The organism is Mammaliicoccus sp. JADD-157 (genome assembly GCF_049310805.1).
GTDB lineage: Bacteria > Bacillota > Bacilli > Staphylococcales > Staphylococcaceae > Mammaliicoccus > Mammaliicoccus lentus.
In genome coordinates, this window is sequence record NZ_JBMOVZ010000005.1 from 211,310 (window position 1) to 232,559 (window position 21,250).

A 21,250-nucleotide genomic window follows, 5' to 3' on the forward strand; every position below is an offset into this window, starting at 1 on the left:
GGAGTGGCACAGAGATTTTTTTGAAAAATTAAATCTCTGTGCCACTCCTTTTTTCTATTTTAAAAATTAATAGTGTGTTTTATTAATCTTCTTTAAATATTACATTCCATCCATCTTTTTTCGATAAGAATTCAGTTGCAAGTCGTTGAGCACCTTCTAATGAGTGGCTTGCTGCCCAACCACATTGTACTTCATTACATGCTGGAACTTCTGTAGCTTGCTCAACATCTTTTAACGTTTTTTCTATAATATTTAAGACATCATCATAATCGTCATGATTTATAAATGAAGCGTAAAAGCCTGTTTGACAACCCATTGGGCTTACATCTACAACATTATCAGTATGGTTTCTAATGTTTTCAGCCATTAAATGTTCTAAAGAGTGTAAAGCGGGCATTTCCATATGTTCTTTATTTGGTTGTTTAAAACGAATATCATATTTGTGAATAACATCTCCATTTAAACCTTCTTTAATTCCCGCAAGTCTTACAAATGGTGCATCTACTTTAGTGTGATCTAAATTAAAACTTTCTACATTCATCTTTGTCATGAAGATTCCTCCTTTGATTTCGGCATCATTATATCAAGTAAATTTTGAAAAAACAATAAATTCAGATTTCAATTACTTTCTTTATGTGTTACTTTATAAGATAATAAAATAAATTATTCTGAAAATGGAGTGATGTGTATGGAGAGATTAAGAGTCGTCCCATACGATAGTATATGGCAACATCTTTTTTTAGAAGAAAAGAAATATTTACAATCGTTATTAAAAGAACATAGCATAAATATAGAACATATTGGATCTACAGCTATCCCGGGGTTATCAGCTAAACCTATCATTGATATTTTAATGGTGGTAAAAGATAGTGAAACGATAGATGATTATACAAAGGAATTATCTGCACTAGGTTACGAGTCTAAAGGTGAACGAGGCGTTATTGGAAATCGTTATTTTAAAAAATATAATCATAACGGTGATGTCTCTCATCATTTACATATCTATGATGAAGACAGCCCACACATATTGAGACTTATTTCTTTTAGAGATTATTTGAGAACATTTAACGGTGAGAGAGAACGATATAGTCGCCTTAAACATGACTTATCTATAGATTTTCCAGCGGATAGTGTAGAGTATTATCAAGGTAAAGATAGTATGATTAAAGAATTTGAGAAAAAGGCTGAAAAATGGTACTTAAACTCAAATGATGCGCTCGCAAAACATTGACATATCCGAGTGTTAAAGTTAGAATTAAAACAATTTCATACGTATTATCAAGAGTGACTGAGGGAAAGGCCCTTTGACGTCCAGCAACCTCCCTACATGGAAAGGTGCCAAATCCTGCAGTGTTCAACTGAGAGATAAAATTTCGATTGGCGCATTTCCTAACTAAGGAGTGCGCTTTTATATTGGAAAGGTTGTATAGTGAATGAGCAATTTATCGCAAAATATTTTAAATTATATTGAACAAAATAAACACTTATATTTGTCTATGAGCCATCAAATACACGAACGTCCAGAACTAGGTAATGAAGAAGTTTTTGCTTCAAGATTGTTAAGTGATCAACTGAAAAATCATCATTTTAAGATAGAGAAAAATATAGCAAAGCATCCGACTGGATTTATAGCTACATATGACACGAAAATAGAAGGTCCAACGATATGTTTTTTAGCGGAATATGATGCATTGCCAGGCTTAGGGCATGCATGTGGACACAATATAATCGGTACTTCGAGCGTTTTAGCAGGTATTAGTTTATCAAAAGTTATTGACCAAGTGGGCGGTAAAATAGTCGTGCTTGGTTGTCCAGCAGAAGAAGGCGGGGTTAATGGTAGCGCTAAAGCTAGTTATGTTAAAGAGGGTATTATAGACGATTTAGACATTGCACTTATGGTACACCCTGGCCATGAGACGTATGTCACAGTGCCATCATTAGCAGTAGATGTATTCGACGTAAAGTTTTATGGAAGGAGTGCTCACGCGTCTGAGAATGCTTTTGAAGCGATTAATGCTTTAGACGCTATGTTGTCCTTCTTTAACGGTGTAAGTATGTTGAGACAACAAATTAAGAAAACAGATAAAGTGCACGGTGTAATATTAAATGGAGGTGAAGCGGCAAATATTATTCCTGATTTTACACATGCAAGATTTTATACTAGAGCAACCTCACGTAAACATTTAGATGAACTGACTGATAGAGTTCGAAAAATCGCTGAAGGAGCTGCATTGCAAACTGGTTGTAAGTCAGAAGTAAGACCAATACAAAATGGTGTAAATGAATTTGTTATTAATAAACCTTTAGATGAATTGTTTAGAAAACATGCAGAATCTTTAGGAGAAGATGTTATAGAAGATGATTTTGGTTTTGGATCAACAGATACGGGGAATGTAAGTCATATCATACCTACTATACATCCACATATTAAAATCGGACCATCTAATTTAGTTGGTCATACGAAAGAATTTTGCCAAGCTGCAGCAAGTACAATGGGAGATAAAGCATTGATAAGCGGTGCTAAAATATTAGCATCGATGGGATTAGAATTAATAGAGAACGTACCCCTTAGAAATGAGATTATCGAGCATCATCAAACATTAAGGGAGAACTTATTATGACAAAAGCCTATCATAAACCTTTATTATTAACACTTAAAGATTTATATGAAGATAATATTATCTATAATTCGAGGCCATCCTATGAAGATAATCCTTGGTTAAAAGCCGAAGAAGATCAATCTAATTTTTTAACAGCTAGAGAATTGGTTATTAGTAAAATGCCAATGATTATTCATGAAGCATGTTTAACAAAAAGGATAGAAGATTTGTTAAATCTAGTTGGAGAAAAAGTGCCAGACAATATACATCGTTTTAAAGATAAAGAAAGTTACGAACAACTGATACAGCAATTAACAAATAAACGTAATAAAATATTCTTTCAATATATTCATGGAGAACATTTATGTGATAAGGACGATTATGCTATATATAAACCAAAGTTTATAGACTTAAATAATAAATCGAAATTATCACAGTGGACTAAAGGAAAGTATTTACCTAGACGTGAATGTGTTAGTGTTAAAGAATATGAAGAAGAAATTAAAAATTGGGAACTACCTCTTGTATTAAAGCCGGGAGATGAATTACCGACAGCAGGTGGGTATGGGGTTATGATATGTTATACTGAAGATGATCTAAAGAAAGCAAATCAAAGAATTAAAGAAGCTGCTGAAACAGAACATATTATTATAGAACAATTTATCGAAGAGGTAGACAATTATTGTGTACAATATGTATATAGTGAAGATACTGGTATCCAATATATAGGGGCAGTTAAACAATTAACAGATGACTACGGATTTTATAATGGTAATGTTAATTCAGACGAAGTACCACAAAGCGTTATAGATGCAGGATATGAAATTATGCAAAATGGTGTTGATTATGGTTATAAAGGTGTTTCAGGCTTTGATTTACTGATAGATAAAGAAGGAAAAATATATGCCATAGATTTAAACTTTAGACAAAATGGTTCAACGAGTATGCTTTTACTTAAAAATAGATTAAAAGATGGTTTTCATAAATTTTTAAGTTACCATGCAAAAGGAGATAACGAACACTTTTATAAAGTGATTGAAAAATATGTTGAAGATGGCCATCTTTATCCACTCTCATTCTTCGATGGGGATTGGTTTGGAAAGAATAAAGTAAATGCAAGATTTGCTGGCATATGGCATGCTGAAACAGAATCTAAAGCACTTCAATTAGAACAAAAATTCCTTTCTGAACTCTACGATGAATAGCGTTTAAAATAATTATGGAAATTAAAGCAAATTTTCATTGACTTATAGCTTTTAAATATACTATATTTTATTGGTATTAAATATAAAGAAGAGGGTGGTATAACAATGGCTATCCAGGATATGTCTATGTTCAAACAAATATTAACGAAAGAAAAATTTTACGTTGTTCTAACAGATAAAAGAATTTTAAGAGATGCAGATACAAATACTCGTTTAATTTGGTCAAAACAAGAATACGCAGAAAAGTATTTAAAAGAAACTAACATTACAACATACGAAAAAGTGATGGAATTAGATCTAGACCGCTTTGTAACTTATGAAATGGACGATATATTAGACGAAGGTGACCGATTCATAGTAGACCGTTATGAAGAATTTTCAGGTACAGAAGTCGAAGCGATAAGATTTATCGAACAAATCATGAGTGAGTTAGATGATATTCGTATTGAAGAATTTGCTGAAGATATTTGCAATGAAGACTACGTATACGGGTTAACAGTAAAAGGGCAAAAGCAATTTATTATCGTTTCAGAAGAAGACAGCAGCCTACCAAATATGATGACAGTGTGGAGTACAAGAAAACTTGTAGAAAAAGTACACCGCAATGATTTTGAGGAATATGACATCATCGAAGTAGAAACTGAAGTATTTGAAGAATGGCTAGAAGATTTAAAACAAGATAATATTGCATTAGGTGTGAACTTAAAACCGGGAATGATTGGTACAGTTACAGATCCTAAAGTAGTATTAAACGCGATGCCTTGTTAAGGGAATAAAATATTAATTTTAGACTTTTGCTAAATAGCAAAAGTCTTTTTTTTATATTTCAAATTAATCGCAATTAATCAATAATAAAATATTATTCAATTATTGTAAAAGCGCTTTCAAGGTATTATAATACTTATAACATCATGATGGAAAAATTAGGATAGGAAGTGATTTTTATGAAAAGACTCGCTTTAATCATAACTTGTTTCATTTTATTGCTAACATGTCAATCTGTTGCTAATGCAAAAGGAAACACTACTGATACTTATTGGCATAATGAATTTAGGATGTGGAGTCCATATGATCATACTCCAGCTAGAAGTAAATTAAATACATCAGCTTATTATAATAAGACTTTTGGCTGGGTAGGTGAGAATTCAAGGAGAGTAAGGGGTATGACTATTTGGGCGGCTTTATATGACGGAAGAGATGTATCCAATGGTCATTATTATTGGGCTACTAGAGGATCAGTAACGAAATTATATAATTTAGCCGTTGAAAGATATGCACCAGGCGTTGCTGTTAGAATAGATGCGAAAACATATGCTAATGGATATCTTGATGGTGTATGGAGTCCCGATAGTTAATAATAAAAACTCAAATAATGATTGTAAAAGAGAGGGTTATCAATGTTAAAATATATGAATTTACGCATAATAAGACTACAATTTGTTATAGCATTTTTAATTTTAACAAGTATATCTATGTTGCATTTATATGAAGCTTATAGGTCTTACGGTACTTTTGGACTTTTAGAAAACACTCCATATACGCAATCTTTATTATTTGATGGCTTTAGTGGGGTACCATTAATTTATTTACTAATTATGCCTTTAGCTGTATCTGTAGGTGTTAGTGACATATATATACAAGATCGTAAACAAAATTTGTTACATTATGCTTATATGTATCAATTAAAGAAGAATGTTGACTTAAAAGTGATTTTATACTCTAGTGTTGTTGCTGCGTTACTTGTAATTACTCCTTTAATAATGAATTTTATTGGTGAATTTTTAATACTGCCGAATATATTACCAGAAAGATTTACTAATAAACCATTAGGTTTTTTTACAACTTATACATTAAATGCTTCTCTTTATTATGCTATGCCGATATTATATATTTTATTATATATTCTATTAGTTGGTATGTGGGCTGCCACTATGAATGTATTATCGATAACTCTTTCTTTATATACGAATAAGAGGATATATGCAATTATAGGGTCATTTATCTTTCAAATTATACTAATTATCTTGACTAATTTTACTGATGAACCATATATAGCGCCACCGATATACTTTTTGCTAGGAAAAACAGGATTTATGTATATAGATGTTTTGCCGATTTTGTTGACTTTTATTTTATATGTCAGTTTATCAATCTATTTCTATATAAGAGGTATGCAAAAATATGAACTTGATTAAATATAGAGTTGCTTCAATGATTAATATAAAGTTTCTAATTTGGAATACAATGTTCTTTGTGTTAATAGCTTTTTATCAGAAGAGGAATGTTGATTATTTCCCTTCTGATGAATTTCAATTTACAAATTTATTGTTGAGTAATTTTACGCTTACTTATGTTGTATTGCCTATTTTAATTATCAACACTATTGTGTTTTATCGAGACGAATATATCCATAATACATTTATTGAATATAGGAAGAAATTAAAAATTGATGTAATACTATATGTAAGTTTTATATCCTTAATAATAAGCTTACTAATGATATTCGGAAGCATAATTGCAATGAATTTTCAAGTTAGATTTAATATGATATTTTTTGTAACAGCTTGTTTGTTGATGGTAGGTAATTTTACGATTTCTTTAGTGTCAATAACATTATATTTTAAGTTTTTAAATCGTGGTATTTCTTTAATAATAGCAAATATTTTAATGTATTTAGATTTCATCATAATGCAAGGTGGAAACAGGAATTGGTTGATTATTGATTCAAAGAGATTATTTTCACTTTCTTGGCAGTGGATTATGTATCAATTGGTTCTCATAATATTCCTTTATTTAGTTGTAGAGTGGATTATTAGTAAGAAGGAAATAATGCGATGAATATTTTAAAATTTATAGGTGGCATCATTCAAAGTTTATGGAAAATATTCATTATTATAAATGGGATATTTATTTTGGTTTTATTGTTATTTAAGCCATATATAAGAGTTGGTTTATGGGAATTTATTTTTCGAGGTAACAATGACATTGAATTGAGTATGCATTTATATAGAATACCTGGGTTATATATATTAATTATGGTACTTGCTATTATCTTCATTTATCGATTTATACACGTTATTTACCACTATTACATTGTAGAGTGGCAAATGTTATTAAATATTATTGGAAAATGGATGGTTCTTCTTATAGTCCCATTTATTATAAGTATAATTTATATTATAAGTATATGGTTGATCATTTCCCTTATCGAAGGCAAATTTAGTATTAATGCTATACATTTATCCTATTTAATAGTGAGTGTATATTTCTTAATGATTGTATTTATATGGACTTACATTGCTTATAAGTTTTATATAAGCTTTATGATATCGTTATTGTGGGTAACTGCCACAACAAGGTTTGATTTAGATATTAATATATTAAATGCATCTTTGTTTTCAAGAATTCAAGGTGTATCTTACACATTTTTATTGTATTGCGCACTATCTATTGTTGTGGTGAATATGTTGTTGTTTATTGAATTAGGACGTGGTCATCACATTAAATTCCAAAGAGGTGATGATGAAGAATGATTAAATTAGTAAATGTTTCAAAAGAACATCAGCGTAATCAATTGCTGAGTAATATTAATTTAGAAATCAAACGTGGTAAAGTTTATGGATTTAAAGGACGTAACGGGTCTGGCAAGACAATGCTTTTAAGGGCGATATTAGGATTGATTAAAGTTGATGGGCAAGTAATGATTAATAATGAACCGCTTAAATTTGGCTCAAAATACCCTCTTAAAGTCGGTGTATTTATAGAAAAACCAAGCATTATAACTGAATTTACGGCTTTAAAAAATCTTAAATTAGTAGCTGCATTAAAAGGAATAACAGATATCAATGAAATGACTAAATATTTAGTAGAACTTGGATTAGATTATAAAGATAAAAGAAAAGTTAGGAAATATTCACTAGGTATGAAACAGAAAGTTGGCCTTGCTCAAACTTTAATGGGTGATCCTGAATTAATTGTTTTAGATGAACCTACCAATGCTTTGGATAGAAAGAGTATTGAGAAACTTGTTCAAATCCTTGAAAAATTAAAACAGCAAGGATGTACAATACTGATTGCTTCACATCAATTTGAAGACATAGAAAGTGTTGTAGATGAGGTTGTTCATATAGAAGCAGGTGCATTAGAATGAAAAATAAAGTAATTCTATTATCTTCTTTAATTGTATTTGTAGTTCTCGTTATATTAGGATTCATTCAGTATCGTAAAGTAAACGGAGAATTTCAAGATTATGAATTTAAGGAAGAGAAAATTAAACTTAATCAAACGCATAATATAACTTTTGGAACAATGAAATTTAGTAATTTGAGTTATAAAGTTAAAGATAAAGAGATATTTTTAAGTGCTGATATCAAAGTAGTTAAAAAGGATGACTATCCAGATAAATATTATAATAATATTGATGCAAGTTTATTTTTACGTGTTAATGATGAAATCTTACAACAGTCTGATGAATTTAAAACGAAAAAAGGTAAAAGACTTGTGCCGGATAGACCATACTTTGATAAGCATAATGTTTATGAGGGACACGTTACATTTAGATATACACCAATAGATCCTGATGGAGAACATGATTTAGAGATTGCTTACCTTGATCGCAACGGTCATAAATTAAAAAAATTATATTTACCAATAATAATTGACGATGGTAGAATAGTTTGATACATTATTACTAACTACTTAGGTAGTTACTACATCCCAACGTAGTAAAATAATTTTTCCATTAAAATAACCCTTAAGAGAAAAATCTTTTTCTCTTAAGGGTTATTTCGTCTTCTATATTTTCTTCGAACTTGCTTATATATAAATTCACAAGAACGTCGTGCCAAATGTAATCTTTCATCATTTTAATTTGCGTACTATCTCGACTGATATACGCACGCATATCATCATCTGGTGTTTGACCGTAAATCATATATTGATTATCGATGATTACGATAAATGGTTTAAGGGTCAATGAGCTTTGAACATAATTGGTATATCTGTGATTGATTAAATCGTGTCCTGGTTTATCTACTTGAAAAGTCATTCCTTGGATATGAATATCTTTATGCGCATTTTTGTCTATGACTTCATATATATCTGGCCAAATAGAAACAGTTATTTGCTTTTTTGCAGTTTTAACCGCTTCTGAAATATTACTATATATGTTTGATGAGTTTGTTAAAACTTCTATTTGTATGGCGTCATTTTGATTTGCGATATTTAATTTATCCATTTCTTCTTCTAATTGAATCAATGCATTATTTTGTTTCTTCTCAAATAATTCTACTGTTTGTTTAGGTGAAATAGCATAATAAAACTTTTTTTGATTTTGTAAATTATAGTATACAAGTCCTTGTTCTTCTAATTTATTTAATGATTCATAAATTTTTGAATTGGGTACGCTTGATAGTTCGCTTAATTTGTATGCAGTGATACCTGGGTTTTGTACTAAATAAATATAAGCTTTTGATCCATATTCACTTAAACCAAATTGCTTTAATAAATCTATCATTTTATTCATGCTGATCATCCTTTAACTTTAAGTTACCTTGACTCCAAATAAAGGGAGTATGTCATAGGCTTGGTATTCCGAAACAGTAGCGCCCTTTAAATCTGTAGGCTGTATTACAAGTTCTTCTATTTCATTTGATGATAAATCAACGCCATTTAAAGATGTTTCTACCACTTCTAATGAAGGTAAACTACAATCTTTAATTTCAAGCGCCTTTTGCTTACAGAATGATATGTAAGTTTCAGACATTTGATTATCATTAAATAAAACATGGTCAAATTGGCAATTAACAAATTGACTCATCTTTAACTGACAATTTGAAAATTGTACATGTTTAAGTGTTAAGTCAGTAAATGTCGCACCAATCATACGGCAATCTTTAAATTGTATTCTATTTAATGAAGCGTCTTCAAACTGGCAATTTGATAAGTCACAGCCTTGAAACACAAGGTCAAGTCCATGTATTTTCGTAAAATCAATAGATTCAAACGTACATTGGTTAAAATATAGTGTATCCATTTGCGTTGTGTCTTCATCGAATTCGATATGCGCTTTGTTAAAATATAAATCATAAGAAGATTGTAACAGTGTATAGTGCTCTTCAGGTTCATATTCAAATTCTTTCTTTATTTTTGGTTGAATAATTTTCATGAATGTACTCCTTATTATAATATGCGTTTGTACCTAAATAATATAACAACATAAATTATTATTCATTATACTATAAATATAATGATAAGAAAGTTAAGTATAAATTAAAAACACTTTCACTTAGAAATTCAAATTTTCTATGTGAAAGTGTATATATTTTTTATTTTTTATTTTCTTCGTCTTCACGTTCTTCTAATGATTTAGAAAAATCTGTGTCGTCATCGATATAAGTCATTTTGAAATGCTTAGTAGGCTCTCTTCGCAATGCTTTCATGATAGAGAATATCATCATAAAGAGTATGAATGCGAATGGAAGACCGGCGACGATGGAAGCAGTTTGTAAGCTTTCTAAGCCACCTGCTAACGTCATTGCAACTGATATAGCACCAATCAGTATACCCCAAACTAATTTGTATTTGAATGGTGGTGTAATTGAGCCTCTGTCCGACATACTTGAAAGAATAAATGTAGTTGAATCAGCGCTCGTAACTAAGAATAAGAAAATTAAAATAATCGCTAGTATACTTGTGAACTCGTATAGTGGGAAGTGTGATAATAATGAGAAAAGTGCTACTGTGTAATCACCTTTAACATCTTCTGCTATACTTGCACCTTTATTGATAACAAGATACATTGCTGTTCCACCGAATGTCGCAATCCAACTCATTGAGATAAGTGGTGGTATAATTAGAACACCGATTACAAATTCACGTATTGTTCTACCACGAGAAACACGAGCTACAAATCCACCTATAAATGGAGACCATGCAATCACCCATGCCCAATAGAACACTGTCCATTGTTGTATCCAAGAATTATCTCCTTCATATGGATTTAATCTTAAACTATATTGAACAAAATTCGTGATATAATCGCCAATTGCAACTGTGAATGTTTCAAATATAAATTGTGTTGGTCCTAAAATTAGAATGAATACTAGTAATGCAAAACATATAAAAATGTTTGAATTACTTAACCATTTTACGCCTTTGTTCAAGCCTGAAGCGGCAGATCCTAGGAATATTAATGTCATAATGATGGTAATAATAATTTTAGTCCAATTATTGTTAGGTATATCAAATACATGATTAAGCCCTCCACCGATTTGCATAATACCTAAACCGATTGAAGTAGCAATACCCATAACAGTAGCTACAATCGCTAACACATCAATGACATTTCTATATGGCTTTTTATAAGCTTCACCAAATACTGGTTCCATAGCAGTAGAAATTAGGCCATTTCTTCTTTTTCTAAATTGGAAGAATGCTACGATTAGCCCAGCCATAGCAAAGATTGACCATTGAGATATACCCCAATGGAAAAATGTATATCCCATTGCTAATCTTGCTGATTCTAATGTACTACCGTCTACTTCATTAGGAAGAGGTGATTTTAAATAATGTGTCATAGGTTCGGCAACGCCCCAAAAGACGATACCTACACCTAAGCCTGCAGAAAACAGCATACCAACCCAGGATATGAATGAGAATTCTGGCTCTTCGTCATCTCTACCTAACTTAAAACGTCCAAATCTAGTTATAGCTAACCCTATTAAAAATATATCTAAAACAAATACAATAATAAGGAATAACCATCCCGTACTATTGGATATCCATCCATATAAAATATTGGCGTACTTTCCAAAGCCTGAAGGAAATACTCCGGCTAATAAAGTGATTAATATGATTATAGACATGGATACCCAGAACACTAACGTTGTTTTGTTACTCTGATTATCTGGTTGTTCATTCGACTGACTCATTGTTTTCCCCCTTTTTAAACTTTAACAGTCTATATTCAAGTACCCTAAAAATTATAGAGATAACATACATATTTTATAAATAAAAGGTTCTTAATTGCGGAAGTAACTTATAATTGGTTATGATATATTTAAATCAACGGGGGGATCGTAAATGATTAAAGAAAAACAGTTCGGTGATATTTTTATTAAACCATTTGAAGAAAGTATGAGAACAGCACTATCTGAATTTCAATTAAATGAGCGTCAACAAATATATTCTTCACTACCTAAAGAAGTTCTAGATGAAGCGATACAAGATTCTGATAGAAGACCAAATGTCGTAGTTAATCGAGACAATGAAATAGTTGGTTTCTTCGTTTTACATAAATATTATCAGCATGAAGGTTATGAAACACCAGAAAATGTTGTGTATATTCGTTCACTTTCAATCAATGAAAAATATCAAGGTAATGGTTATGGCACGACAATCATGATGAATTTGCCTGAATATGTACAATTAGTGTTTCCTGATTTTGATCATTTATTTTTAGTAGTAGATGCTGAAAATGAGGCAGCATGGAACTTGTATGAAAGAGCAGGCTTCATGCATACCGCAACTAAAGAAGAAGGACCACTTGGCAAAGAACGATTGTATTATTTAGATTTAGATTCTAAGTATGTATCTTCGTTAAAACTAGAATTACATGATGATGACTACGATAATGAATTTATAAACATACATTTAATGAAAGATAATAAAAAAGTGGGTATTATTGTTTTAGAACATAAAAGTGATAACTTTGATATTCGAAGTATAGAAGTTGAAGAGAGCGAAAGAAAAGAAGGTATAGCTGAAAGTGCATTAAGACAACTTAGTACTTTCGTAAGAAGGAAGTTCCCAGACAAGAAAGAGTTGCACATATCTCTGTTTGGTTCAAACAATAAATTAAAAGCATTATGTTACAAAGCGAACTTTGTTGAAATACAAAAAGCTGACGATTATATTAAGTTGATGAAATATATTAACTATTAACAAACATTTGCTAAAAATCAGCTTGTCAATTATAATCGTAAACTGTTATGATTATAAATATTAATGCGCGACAATAGTACGATTGTTGAAAGGAAGAGTAAAGCATGAAATTAAAAGATTTTACTAAAGAAATGGTTGATGAACATTCATTTATAGAAATGGCTTATATTTATTTAAGTGAGAATAGCAAAGAAACAAATTTATATGACATGGTTGATGAGTTTAAACGTATCGGTAATTATAAAGATTCTGAAATTGAAAACCGTATCCTACAATTTTATACAGATTTAAATACAGATGGACGCTTTTTAAGTGTAGGCGAGAACATTTGGGGTCTTCGTGACTGGTATTCAGTTGAAGATATCGAAGAGAAGATAGCACCAACTATTCAAAAATTCAACGTGTTAGATGAAGATGATGAAGAAGATACAGGCATCACATTATTAGGTGAAGAAGATAAAACTAAAGATGTTGATATAACAATCGCTCAAGATGATGAAGAAGGATTAAATGATCCTGCAGATCCAGAAGATGAAGAAGTTGAAGATGAATTAGATGAAGCTGGGTTAGTCGTTGACGAAGAAGAGGAAGAAGACGACGACGAGGAAGAAGAGGAAGAAGAAGAATTATAATTGACTTTTCATTAAAAGATGGTAATATTTTATTTGGGCTCCTTTAAATAGGGCAAACGTATAAACTATAGCTCCCATCTTACATTTTAATTAATGTAAGTGGGAGCTTTTTTATTTTTTAATTATCAAATGGAGGTAAGGACATGACAAAGTTCATATTTGTTACAGGTGGCGTAGTTTCGTCTCTTGGTAAAGGTATTACAGCAGCATCACTAGGAAGATTACTTAAAAATAGAGGACTTAATGTAACGATACAAAAATTCGATCCATATTTAAATGTCGATCCAGGGACAATGAGTCCTTATCAACATGGTGAAGTTTTCGTAACAGAAGATGGCGCTGAAACAGATTTAGACTTAGGACATTATGAAAGATTTATAGATATTAATCTAAATAAATATTCAAACGTAACAGCTGGGAAAGTATATTCACACGTACTTAAAAAAGAAAGACGTGGGGATTTCTTAGGTGGTACTGTTCAAGTTATACCGCATATTACAAATGAAATTAAATCAAGATTGTTAATGGCGGGTGAAAGTACAAATGCTGATGTTGTTATTACAGAAATTGGTGGTACAACAGGTGACATAGAGTCATTACCATTCTTAGAAGCAATTAGACAAATTAAAAGTGATCTTGGAAGAGAAAATGTTATGTATATTCACTGTACTTTACTTCCATACATTAAAGCTGCTGGTGAAATGAAGACAAAACCAACTCAACATAGTGTTAAAGAACTAAGAGGCTTAGGAATACAGCCAGATCTAATTGTTGTTCGTACTGAGTATGAAATGACGGAAGATTTAAGAGATAAAATTGCATTGTTCTGTGATATTAAGAAACAATCAGTAATAGAATGTAGAGATGCAGATACACTTTATCAAATCCCACTTGCATTACAAGAACAACATATGGATGATATCGTTATTAATCGTTTATCATTAGATGCAGCACCAGAAGCAGAATTAACTGAATGGAATCAATTACTAGAAACAGTACGTAATCTAGATGGTTCTGTAAAAATAGGATTAGTTGGTAAATATGTTAGTTTACAAGACGCTTATTTATCAGTAGCTGAGTCTTTAAAACATGCAGGTTATGACTTCAAAAAAGATATTGAAATTAAATGGATTAACTCTGAAAATTTAGATTCAACTAATTATAAAGAAGAATTAGCAGATGTTGATGGTATTTTAGTACCTGGTGGTTTTGGAGATAGAGGTGTTGAAGGAAAGATTTTAGCAATTCAATATGCTCGTGAAAACAATGTACCTTATTTAGGTATTTGTTTAGGTATGCAATTAGCAACAGTTGAATTTGCAAGGAACGTAGTAGGTTTACAAGATGCACATTCAGCAGAATTAAATCCAAATACACCTTATCCAATCATCGACTTATTACCAGAACAAAAAGACATTGAAGATTTAGGTGGTACTTTAAGATTAGGCATTTATCCATGTAAAATCGAAGAAGGGACAATTGCACATAAAGTATATGGCGAAACAGAAGTAGAAGAGAGACACCGTCATCGTTATGAGTTCAATAACGATTACCGTGAAAAATTAGAAGCAAACGGTATGAGATTCTCTGGTACAAGCCCAGATGGAAGATTAGTAGAAATTGTAGAATTAGAAAATCATCCATGGTTTGTAGCATGTCAATTCCACCCAGAATTTATATCTCGTCCTACACGTCCACAAAAATTATTCCATGGATTTGTAGAAGCAAGTATTAATCATCAACAATAATTATAGGTTTTAAATTAAAGAGAGTCTGGGACAAGTATTTATGTCCCAGACTCTTCTTTTTTAAGGATTCTCAGTTTTAGGTTGTATCGGGCAAGTTATTGTCTTTTCTCACCAAACGTGTCAATAACGAGGGCCTTATTGACTTTTCTCAATAGTCTTGTCAATAAGGAGAATTTATGTTGCACGTGGACCTCGTCTAGCAACATTCCGACGCTCTAAGTTGCACGTGACGCTTGTCTAGCAACATTCTGGTCTTCTAAGTTGCACGTGACGCTCGTCTAGCAACATTCTGATGCTCTAAGTTGCACGTGGCGTTTGTCTTGCAACATTTGCTTCCTATACACCTCATAAAAATTTGTTTTACCCTTAAATATTATGATTACAAACTAATTATATTTCTTCATTTAAGTCTTGAGTAATCTCATACATTTCAGCATACATGATATAATGTATGTAATTTATTGCCATCATATGTGGTGTTATAATTTTGCTGTAATCAGCTGTAGGTACGATTGGTCGTGGTGTATATAAATCAATATAATGCATTAAAGTTTCGTGGGCTTTATTTTCTTTGTCTTTATTCGCTATAACAACAAAATCAACATCTTTATCAGTTAATTTCTCTATCCAAGTATTTAATTCATCAGTAAAGAATGGCGCAATTAATAAAGCGCGATCCGTTGTATCGATGGAATCTATATCTGTTAATGAAGACATTGTTTGAGATTGAGGCAAACTTTCTTTGCTTTCTGTTATAAATGATGAAAGGTGATTAGCCTCATCAAAAGTTTTTATATGGATTTTACCTTCACCACCAGCAGCTTGCATAAGTAATTGTGAAGCAATTGCGATTTCTTCTTCTTGTGCATCTATTTTACTAAAAATGCCGTTCAGCTGTGTATTAAAAATTTTAAGCACTATTGCATTCTCCTTTAAATGATAATAAATTTATTTTATATAAAAAGCGAGGTATCTTCAATGGATGTACTTATTATAGATGATGAAAAAAATATAAGACAATTATTAAAGGAAATTTTTGAGTTAAATCAATATCATGTTGATACAGCTGAAAATGGCCAAGAAGGTATAAATAAATTTCTCGAAAATGAATATAAACTTATATTTATAGATAAAAGAATGCCGGGTATATCAGGAGAAAAAGTTTTATTTAAAATAAGAGAAACAAATCCAGATGTTCCAGTTTATATCATTTCGGCTTTCCAAACGTCTACAGATATAGAGACGCTCACTAAAGACAATATAACTGGTGTATTAATGAAGCCGTTTACAATTGAAGAAGTTATGAAAATTGTAAGAAAACATTTAGGATAGGGCTTTCAAAAGATGCAAATATGAAAATAATTTGGTATAATTAGTTTGTAAATATTCGTGCCTTGCACATATAGGAGGAAACTCAATGCCTTTAGTTTCAATGAAAGAAATGTTAATTAAAGCGAAAGAAAATAGTTATGCAGTTGGTCAATACAACTTAAATAACTTAGAATTCACACAAGCGATTCTTCAAGCTACTCAAGAAGAAAATGCACCAGTTATTTTAGGTGTTTCTGAAGGAGCTGCACGTTATATGGGCGGTTTCAAAACTGTCGTAAAAATGGTTGAAGGATTAATTGAAGATTATAGCATTACAGTACCTGTAGCTATTCATTTAGACCATGGTTCAAGTTTCGACAAATGTAAAGAAGCAATCGATGCTGGATTCACTTCAGTTATGATTGATGCTTCTCATCATTCATTTGAAGAAAATATTGAAATCACGTCAAAAGTTGTTGAATATGCTCACGCTAACGGTGTTTCTGTTGAAGCGGAATTAGGAACAGTTGGTGGACAAGAAGACGACGTAATCGCTGAAGGTGTTATCTATGCTGACCCTAAAGAATGTCAAGAACTAGTTGAAAGAACTGGTATCGATACATTAGCTCCAGCACTAGGTTCAGTTCATGGACCTTACAAAGGTGAACCAAACTTAGGATTTAAAGAAATGGAAGAAATCGGTGCTTCAACTGGTTTACCATTAGTATTACACGGTGGTACTGGTATCCCAACACACGATATCAAAAAAGCTATCTCATACGGTACAGCTAAAATCAACGTTAACACTGAGAACCAAATAGCTTCTGCTAAAGCAGTTCGCGAAGTGTTAAACAACGACAGTGAAGTTTACGATCCACGTAAATATTTAGGACCTGCTCGTGAAGCGATTAAAGCAACTGTACAAGGTAAAATCCAAGAATTTGGTACTTCAAACCAAGCTTAATTTATTTAAAAAAAGACCTTTTTCAAGGTCTTTTTTTTATGAATTTATTTCTTACTATTTACTTTTTACGTTTTTGCGTTTATGTTATTGAATAGTATATAATGGAATTAATTATCATATTATTCATGTTGAGAGAGTATGCATTCTCTAAGACGATGAAGTAAAGGAGTAAACATATGTCTCAAGAAGTAATAAAAATCAAAGGCGGAAAAAAACTAAATGGCAAAGTCCAAATTAGTGGTGCCAAAAATAGTGCGGTTGCATTAATACCTGCTAGTTTAATGGCCAATGATGTTGTAACTCTAGACGGCTTGCCAGATATCTCAGATGTTAAGACATTAATGAGCCTGCTTGGAGATTTAAATATAAAAACTGAATTAAATGGTGATCAAATCGTTGTTGATCCAAGTGATGCGGTTAATCTACCATTACCTAATAATAAAGTTCAATCATTAAGAGCTTCTTATTATATGATGGGTGCAATGCTTGGACGTTTTAAAAAGTGTGTAATTGGTTTGCCAGGAGGTTGTCCGCTTGGTCCGAGACCAATCGATCAACATATTAAAGGGTTTGAAGCTTTAGGTGCTAAGGTAACGAATGAACAAGGTGCTATGTATTTAATTGCTGAAGAATTAACTGGAGCAAAAATTTTCATGGACGTTGTAAGTGTTGGAGCAACTATTAATATCATGTTAGCTGCATGCTTAGCTAAAGGTAAAACAGTTATAGAAAATGCTGCTAAAGAACCTGAAATAGTAGATGTTGCTACGTTGTTAAACAATATGGGTGCAAAAATTAGAGGCGCAGGTACTGATACTTTAAAAATTGAAGGTGTCGAGAATTTACATGGAACTAATCACTCAATTATTCCTGATAGAATAGAAGCTGGAACATATATGTGTGCAGCAGCTGCTATGGGAGAGGAAGTATTGATTGAAAACATCATCCCTCTACATTTAGAACCTCTGATTGCGAAATTAAAAGAAATGGGCACTGAGATTGAATTAGGAGAAGACTCTATCATTATTAGAGGTAGGGATGAATATAAACCTGTAGATATTCAAACCTCAGTTTACCCAGGTTTTGCTACTGATTTACAACAACCATTCACACCACTTTTATTAAAAGCAAAAGGACAAAGTAAAGTAGTAGAAACAATTTACCCAGCAAGGTTTAAACATGTTGATGAATTATTGCGAATGGGTGCAAAAGTTAATTTAGAAAACGGAACAGCTATATATTATCCATCAAAGCTTACAGGTGCCAGTGTGGCTGCTAGTGATTTGAGAGCGGGTGCATCATTATTAATTGCGGGATTAATTGCTGAAGACGTTACAACTGTATATAATGTTAACCATATTTATAGAGGTTATAGTGGTATAGTAGACAAATTAAAACATTTAGGGGCAGATATTTGGACTGAAGAAGTTTGAGTATAAAATATATACTTTATATATAAAATGTAGTAATATAGGAGTATGAAGTAAAAGAGGTGAGTAACATGGAAATGTGTCCATACTTAGAAGAAACTTTTAAAGTTATCGGGCGTAGTTGGAATGGTTTAATACTCAATTATTTATCTCGTTGTAATGACAAAGCAGCTCATTTTTCTGATATGAAGAGAGATTTGAAACGTATTACACCAAGAGCTTTATCCCTCAAACTAACTGAATTAAGTGAATGGGGATTAGTAGAAAAGAAAGTTGTGACAACAACACCTCTATCAGTTGAATATCATCTTACTAACAAAGGTTACGAATTAGCGCAAGCACTTGTCCCATTAGAAGAGTGGGCGCAACGCAATGTAGAACTAGAGGAAAACCATTCATAAAACAGTGTTTTGTTTTATAAACTTATATAAAAATTATTTAAGTTTAAGATACGAAAATAGGAGTAGGACAGGAATCTGATTAGAAAATTAGATTCCTGTCCTACTTCTTTTTTATTTCTATAAACACATTATTTTAAAAAAGTGGGTATAACATACTATAATAAATAATGTAATGACTATAAAGGAGAAGATAATATATGAGACAAGATGTAAAGCAATATATTAATGGCGAATGGATAGATAGTCATAGTGGTAAAACTCTTGACGTAATCAATCCAGCAACTGAAGAAGTTGCAGGTAAGATTGCTGCAGGTAACAAAGAAGATGTTGACGATGCTGTAGCAGCAGCAAAAAGTGTATATGTAAAATTTAGAAACACATCAGTAGAAGAAAGAAAAGCATTATTAGAAAGAATTGCTGATGAGTATGAAAATAGAAAAGAAGATTTAATAGATGCAATGACAGATGAACTTGGTTCACCGATAGAAAAATCAGAATCAGTTCATTATCAAATGGGATTAAATCATTTTAGAGAAGCAAGTAAAGCAATTGATAGAATAGAATTTGAAGAACGTCGTGGTGATGACTTAGTTGTTAAAGAAGGTATTGGTGTTGCAGGTTTAGTTACACCATGGAACTTCCCAACTAACCAAACATCATTAAAATTAGCTGGTGCTTTTGCAGCAGGTTCACCTGTAGTGTTAAAACCATCAGAAGAAACGCCGTTTGCAGCTATCATTTTAGCTGAAATATTTGAAAAAGCTGGAGTGCCAAAAGGTGTATTCAACTTAGTAAATGGCGATGGTGAAGGTGTAGGTGATCCATTAAGTGAGCATCCAGATGTTCGCATGATGTCATTTACAGGTTCAGGCCCAACTGGTAGAAAAATTATGGAAAAAGCTGCACAAGACTTCAAGAAAGTTTCATTAGAATTAGGTGGTAAATCACCATTAGTTATTTTAGATGATGTTGATGTCGAAAAAGCAGCTAAAGGAGCAGTAGCTAAATTTGTTTTAAATACTGGTCAAGTTTGTACAGCAGCAACTCGTACAATTATACCTGAAAGTATTAAAGATGAATTTATAGAAGCTGCAACAAAAGCTATAAACAATGTAAAAGTTGGTAATCCTAGAGAAAAAGGACAAGATATTGGTCCAGTTATTTCTAAAAAACAATTTGATACAGTACAAAGTTATATTCAAAAAGGTATCGATGAAGGCGCAACACTAGCAGCAGGTGGAGTAGGTAAACCTGAAGGACTAGAAAAAGGTTATTTCATAAAACCGACATTGTTTACAGATGTTAAAAACGATATGACAATTGCTCAAGAAGAAATATTCGGTCCGGTAGGTACAATCATTACCTATAAAGATTTAGATGAAGCAATTGAAATTGCTAATGATACAGTATATGGATTAGCAGCTTATGTTTATGGTAATGATACAGATCAAGTTAGAAAAGTAGCTAGATCAATCGAAGCAGGAACTGTCGAGTTAAATGACGCAGGTAGAAAACCTGACTTACCATTCGGTGGTTATAAACAATCAGGTATTGGTAGAGAATGGGGAGACTATGGTATAGAAGAATTCCTAGAAGTCAAAGCAATACCAGGCTACTTTAAATAAGTATTATAAAAATGATACAGGATAAATTGTTCCTGTGAATATTAAAACCAGCAACTTTCTTAATCAAAATAGAAAGTTGCTGGTTTTTTAATAAATAGTAATTAGGATTTGGAAATTAACAGCTACTAACGTTCAAAATTGAGTAAATTCACATTGTATAATTAAGTTATAATTACAAAAATAATGTATTATTTCTTGATGTTTTAAGCTATTTTCACGATTGAAGTAACAAATTATAGTATAATTTTACTATAAAAAGAGATAAATATAGATGTTTAGGTATATTTTACCATATACAAGTATTTTTTAATTAAAGTTCACAACATATTTTGTCTTAAACGTAAAAAAATGCTATAGTTTAATGGCAGATTGTAAATCTGGGTAAAAGTAA

Annotated in this window: 22 protein-coding genes and 1 riboswitch; of the genes, 17 read left to right on the plus strand and 5 right to left on the minus strand. The window is 31.5% G+C overall.

The genetic code is table 11. The features are described 5' to 3' along the window. Positions 1-82: 82 nt before the first annotated feature. Positions 83-550, minus strand: coding sequence for an S-ribosylhomocysteine lyase (locus ACO6VN_RS13520; RefSeq protein ID WP_016998870.1), 468 nt, complete (start codon positions 548-550; stop codon positions 83-85). A 138-nt stretch (positions 551-688) separates the two neighbouring features. Here ACO6VN_RS13520 and ACO6VN_RS13525 point away from each other — a divergent pair, with 138 nt between their 5' ends. The 9 genes from ACO6VN_RS13525 (at position 689) to ACO6VN_RS13565 (ending at position 8,485) form a co-directional block, all read left to right on the plus strand. Continuing rightward, positions 689-1,231: a GrpB family protein gene (locus tag ACO6VN_RS13525; RefSeq protein WP_016998871.1), complete on the plus strand. Its 543-nt coding sequence runs from the start codon at positions 689-691 to the stop codon at positions 1,229-1,231. A gap of 41 nt (positions 1,232-1,272) precedes the next feature. Continuing rightward, positions 1,273-1,372: riboswitch (SAM riboswitch) on the plus strand. Positions 1,373-1,433: 61 nt separating this feature from the next. Continuing rightward, positions 1,434-2,621 carry a M20 family metallopeptidase gene (locus ACO6VN_RS13530; RefSeq protein WP_422404777.1) on the plus strand — a complete coding sequence of 396 codons (1,188 nt, stop codon included), beginning with the start codon at positions 1,434-1,436 and terminating at the stop codon, positions 2,619-2,621. Beyond that, the gene (gene ldmS, locus ACO6VN_RS13535) at positions 2,618-3,805 is read left to right on the plus strand and encodes an L-aspartate--L-methionine ligase LdmS (protein WP_422404778.1); all 1,188 of its coding nucleotides are present in this window, start codon (positions 2,618-2,620) and stop codon (positions 3,803-3,805) included. Before ACO6VN_RS13530 ends, ldmS begins: the two co-directional genes overlap by 4 nt. A 105-nt stretch (positions 3,806-3,910) precedes the next feature. After that, a complete protein-coding gene (locus ACO6VN_RS13540) occupies positions 3,911-4,573 on the plus strand; it encodes a DUF2750 domain-containing protein (protein WP_016998874.1) in 663 nt (220 codons plus the stop codon). A gap of 176 nt (positions 4,574-4,749) precedes the next feature. Next, positions 4,750-5,160: a hypothetical protein gene (locus tag ACO6VN_RS13545; protein WP_239705996.1), complete on the plus strand. Its 411-nt coding sequence runs from the start codon at positions 4,750-4,752 to the stop codon at positions 5,158-5,160. Positions 5,161-5,202: 42 nt separating this feature from the next. Beyond that, on the plus strand, positions 5,203-6,000 hold the full coding sequence (locus ACO6VN_RS13550; RefSeq protein WP_216683343.1) for a hypothetical protein: 798 nt from the start codon (positions 5,203-5,205) through the stop codon (positions 5,998-6,000). Positions 6,001-6,639: 639 nt separating this feature from the next. Further along, positions 6,640-7,338, plus strand: coding sequence for a hypothetical protein (locus tag ACO6VN_RS13555; RefSeq protein WP_422404779.1), 699 nt, complete (start codon positions 6,640-6,642; stop codon positions 7,336-7,338). Then, positions 7,335-7,955 carry an ATP-binding cassette domain-containing protein gene (locus ACO6VN_RS13560; RefSeq protein WP_422404780.1) on the plus strand — a complete coding sequence of 207 codons (621 nt, stop codon included), beginning with the start codon at positions 7,335-7,337 and terminating at the stop codon, positions 7,953-7,955. The genes ACO6VN_RS13555 and ACO6VN_RS13560 overlap by 4 nt, the downstream gene beginning before the upstream one ends. Then, positions 7,952-8,485 carry a hypothetical protein gene (locus ACO6VN_RS13565; protein WP_422404781.1) on the plus strand — a complete coding sequence of 178 codons (534 nt, stop codon included), beginning with the start codon at positions 7,952-7,954 and terminating at the stop codon, positions 8,483-8,485. The genes ACO6VN_RS13560 and ACO6VN_RS13565 overlap by 4 nt, the downstream gene beginning before the upstream one ends. A gap of 73 nt (positions 8,486-8,558) precedes the next feature. Here the strand turns inward: ACO6VN_RS13565 and ACO6VN_RS13570 are convergent, their stop codons facing one another. From ACO6VN_RS13570 to ACO6VN_RS13580, 3 genes are all read right to left on the minus strand, one after another. Beyond that, entirely contained in the window at positions 8,559-9,329 is a 771-nt protein-coding gene (locus ACO6VN_RS13570) for a TrmB family transcriptional regulator (RefSeq protein ID WP_323710971.1), read from the minus strand. Positions 9,330-9,347: 18 nt separating this feature from the next. After that, the gene (locus ACO6VN_RS13575) at positions 9,348-9,971 is read right to left on the minus strand and encodes a pentapeptide repeat-containing protein (RefSeq protein WP_323710972.1); all 624 of its coding nucleotides are present in this window, start codon (positions 9,969-9,971) and stop codon (positions 9,348-9,350) included. Between the two features lie 160 nt (positions 9,972-10,131). Next, a complete protein-coding gene (locus ACO6VN_RS13580; RefSeq protein ID WP_103268942.1) occupies positions 10,132-11,736 on the minus strand; it encodes a BCCT family transporter in 1,605 nt (534 codons plus the stop codon). Positions 11,737-11,887: 151 nt separating this feature from the next. Between ACO6VN_RS13580 and ACO6VN_RS13585 the strand changes: the two genes are divergently transcribed. The 3 genes from ACO6VN_RS13585 to ACO6VN_RS13595 all read left to right on the plus strand — a co-directional run bounded on the left by ACO6VN_RS13585 (position 11,888) and on the right by ACO6VN_RS13595 (position 15,128). Further along, the gene (locus ACO6VN_RS13585; RefSeq protein WP_064204161.1) at positions 11,888-12,748 is read left to right on the plus strand and encodes a GNAT family N-acetyltransferase; all 861 of its coding nucleotides are present in this window, start codon (positions 11,888-11,890) and stop codon (positions 12,746-12,748) included. 104 nt (positions 12,749-12,852) lie between these two features. Beyond that, a complete protein-coding gene (gene rpoE, locus ACO6VN_RS13590; RefSeq protein WP_016998885.1) occupies positions 12,853-13,380 on the plus strand; it encodes a DNA-directed RNA polymerase subunit delta in 528 nt (175 codons plus the stop codon). Positions 13,381-13,523: 143 nt separating this feature from the next. Then, the gene (locus ACO6VN_RS13595) at positions 13,524-15,128 is read left to right on the plus strand and encodes a CTP synthase (protein WP_016998886.1); all 1,605 of its coding nucleotides are present in this window, start codon (positions 13,524-13,526) and stop codon (positions 15,126-15,128) included. A 390-nt stretch (positions 15,129-15,518) separates the two neighbouring features. Here ACO6VN_RS13595 and ACO6VN_RS13600 read toward each other — a convergent pair whose 3' ends face one another. Continuing rightward, complete coding sequence (locus tag ACO6VN_RS13600; RefSeq protein WP_216683337.1) at positions 15,519-16,046, minus strand: DUF2529 family protein; 528 nt, start codon at positions 16,044-16,046, stop codon at positions 15,519-15,521. 60 nt (positions 16,047-16,106) lie between these two features. Between ACO6VN_RS13600 and ACO6VN_RS13605 the strand changes: the two genes are divergently transcribed. From ACO6VN_RS13605 to ACO6VN_RS13625, 5 genes are all read left to right on the plus strand, one after another. Beyond that, positions 16,107-16,460: a response regulator gene (locus ACO6VN_RS13605; protein WP_016998888.1), complete on the plus strand. Its 354-nt coding sequence runs from the start codon at positions 16,107-16,109 to the stop codon at positions 16,458-16,460. Positions 16,461-16,545: 85 nt separating this feature from the next. After that, complete coding sequence (fdaB, locus tag ACO6VN_RS13610; RefSeq protein WP_016998889.1) at positions 16,546-17,403, plus strand: class IIb fructose-bisphosphate aldolase FdaB; 858 nt, start codon at positions 16,546-16,548, stop codon at positions 17,401-17,403. A 176-nt stretch (positions 17,404-17,579) separates the two neighbouring features. Further along, the gene (locus tag ACO6VN_RS13615) at positions 17,580-18,836 is read left to right on the plus strand and encodes a UDP-N-acetylglucosamine 1-carboxyvinyltransferase (protein ID WP_422404782.1); all 1,257 of its coding nucleotides are present in this window, start codon (positions 17,580-17,582) and stop codon (positions 18,834-18,836) included. A 68-nt stretch (positions 18,837-18,904) separates the two neighbouring features. Further along, entirely contained in the window at positions 18,905-19,234 is a 330-nt protein-coding gene (locus ACO6VN_RS13620) for a winged helix-turn-helix transcriptional regulator (protein WP_016998891.1), read from the plus strand. 197 nt (positions 19,235-19,431) lie between these two features. After that, complete coding sequence (locus ACO6VN_RS13625) at positions 19,432-20,859, plus strand: aldehyde dehydrogenase family protein (protein WP_422404783.1); 1,428 nt, start codon at positions 19,432-19,434, stop codon at positions 20,857-20,859. Positions 20,860-21,250: the final 391 nt, after the last annotated feature.

Bases quoted from the DNA above. Each gene is read 5' to 3' on its own strand.
- ACO6VN_RS13520 (WP_016998870.1), bottom strand. From the start codon at position 550: ATGACAAAGATGAATGTAGAAAGTTTTAATTTAGATCACACTAAAGTA.
- ACO6VN_RS13525 (WP_016998871.1), top strand. From the start codon at position 689: ATGGAGAGATTAAGAGTCGTCCCATACGATAGTATATGGCAACATCTT.
- ACO6VN_RS13530 (WP_422404777.1), top strand. From the start codon at position 1,434: ATGAGCAATTTATCGCAAAATATTTTAAATTATATTGAACAAAATAAA.
- ldmS (WP_422404778.1), top strand. From the start codon at position 2,618: ATGACAAAAGCCTATCATAAACCTTTATTATTAACACTTAAAGATTTA.
- ACO6VN_RS13540 (WP_016998874.1), top strand. From the start codon at position 3,911: ATGGCTATCCAGGATATGTCTATGTTCAAACAAATATTAACGAAAGAA.
- ACO6VN_RS13545 (WP_239705996.1), top strand. From the start codon at position 4,750: ATGAAAAGACTCGCTTTAATCATAACTTGTTTCATTTTATTGCTAACA.
- ACO6VN_RS13550 (WP_216683343.1), top strand. From the start codon at position 5,203: ATGTTAAAATATATGAATTTACGCATAATAAGACTACAATTTGTTATA.
- ACO6VN_RS13555 (WP_422404779.1), top strand. From the start codon at position 6,640: ATGAATATTTTAAAATTTATAGGTGGCATCATTCAAAGTTTATGGAAA.
- ACO6VN_RS13560 (WP_422404780.1), top strand. From the start codon at position 7,335: ATGATTAAATTAGTAAATGTTTCAAAAGAACATCAGCGTAATCAATTG.
- ACO6VN_RS13565 (WP_422404781.1), top strand. From the start codon at position 7,952: ATGAAAAATAAAGTAATTCTATTATCTTCTTTAATTGTATTTGTAGTT.
- ACO6VN_RS13570 (WP_323710971.1), bottom strand. From the start codon at position 9,329: ATGAATAAAATGATAGATTTATTAAAGCAATTTGGTTTAAGTGAATAT.
- ACO6VN_RS13575 (WP_323710972.1), bottom strand. From the start codon at position 9,971: ATGAAAATTATTCAACCAAAAATAAAGAAAGAATTTGAATATGAACCT.
- ACO6VN_RS13580 (WP_103268942.1), bottom strand. From the start codon at position 11,736: ATGAGTCAGTCGAATGAACAACCAGATAATCAGAGTAACAAAACAACG.
- ACO6VN_RS13585 (WP_064204161.1), top strand. From the start codon at position 11,888: ATGATTAAAGAAAAACAGTTCGGTGATATTTTTATTAAACCATTTGAA.
- rpoE (WP_016998885.1), top strand. From the start codon at position 12,853: ATGAAATTAAAAGATTTTACTAAAGAAATGGTTGATGAACATTCATTT.
- ACO6VN_RS13595 (WP_016998886.1), top strand. From the start codon at position 13,524: ATGACAAAGTTCATATTTGTTACAGGTGGCGTAGTTTCGTCTCTTGGT.
- ACO6VN_RS13605 (WP_016998888.1), top strand. From the start codon at position 16,107: ATGGATGTACTTATTATAGATGATGAAAAAAATATAAGACAATTATTA.
- fdaB (WP_016998889.1), top strand. From the start codon at position 16,546: ATGCCTTTAGTTTCAATGAAAGAAATGTTAATTAAAGCGAAAGAAAAT.
- ACO6VN_RS13615 (WP_422404782.1), top strand. From the start codon at position 17,580: ATGTCTCAAGAAGTAATAAAAATCAAAGGCGGAAAAAAACTAAATGGC.
- ACO6VN_RS13620 (WP_016998891.1), top strand. From the start codon at position 18,905: ATGGAAATGTGTCCATACTTAGAAGAAACTTTTAAAGTTATCGGGCGT.
- ACO6VN_RS13625 (WP_422404783.1), top strand. From the start codon at position 19,432: ATGAGACAAGATGTAAAGCAATATATTAATGGCGAATGGATAGATAGT.